Genomic DNA, 888 nt, shown 5'->3' on the forward strand with positions numbered 1-888 from the left:
ATAGAAAGTATTAATCAATAAATAGAGTATTTGCTCTAGTCTGGAATCTTTGGAATCTTTGGAATCTTTGGAATCTTTGGAATCTTTGGAATCTTTGGAATCTTTGGAATTAAGGGACTATATATGTCTATAAACTCTATTAAAGACATAGGAAATTAAAAATGTCCCAAATTTTTAAATATAAAACTAATAAAAGGCAGTGAAAATGCCTAAAAAAAAGCCATATATATCACTTTTTTCGCAAAATAGTAGAAAAAAACGGCACTCAAGTGAAAAAGGCTGAAATACCCCTTGCAAAGGTAAGTTAATGGTCTATAATGCACATCCATCGGCGGTGATGTAGATAGAAACTTGTTGAAAAACAGTTACTTGGAATTAAGTTGGTTGCTTTAAGTGATGAATTTGATGGTAAGTTGGTTTGAGAGATAAGTTTTAAAAATATCGAAATTACCTGTTGACTTTTAAGAGATTAAGAGTAATATAGCCGACCTAGCTTGCTGGTGACGAACCAGGAAGAAGATCATTAAGAGAATTGAAGAACAACTTGTGTGGATTTTTACTGATTGATTAATCGAAATAATTTTCATTGATTGATTGGTTTAAATTACTAGAAGTTTATTTGAGCGAAATTTAAGTCAGTAATTGATGAGCCAGAATTGGCACCTTGTCTTTAAATAAGGTGCAAAATGATTTTAACTGAAGAGTTTGATCATGGCTCAGATTGAACGCTGGCGGCAGGCTTAACACATGCAAGTCGAGCGGAGAGAGGTAGCTTGCTACTGATCTTAGCGGCGGACGGGTGAGTAATGCTTAGGAATCTGCCTATTAGTGGGGGACAACATTTCGAAAGGAATGCTAATACCGCATACGTCCTACGGGAGAAAGCAG

The 888-nt window shown here is 35.0% G+C and carries 1 rRNA gene; it reads left to right on the forward strand.

Annotation, left to right across the window (positions count from 1 at the left end):
* Window positions 1–693: 693 nt before the first annotated feature.
* Window positions 694–888: ribosomal RNA gene (locus J536_RS0105005) — 16S ribosomal RNA — on the forward strand; the annotation flags it as partial.

The sequence above is a fragment of the Acinetobacter sp. 809848 genome, from assembly GCF_000581275.1.
In the GTDB taxonomy this organism is placed as follows: Bacteria; Pseudomonadota; Gammaproteobacteria; order Pseudomonadales; family Moraxellaceae; genus Acinetobacter; species Acinetobacter pittii.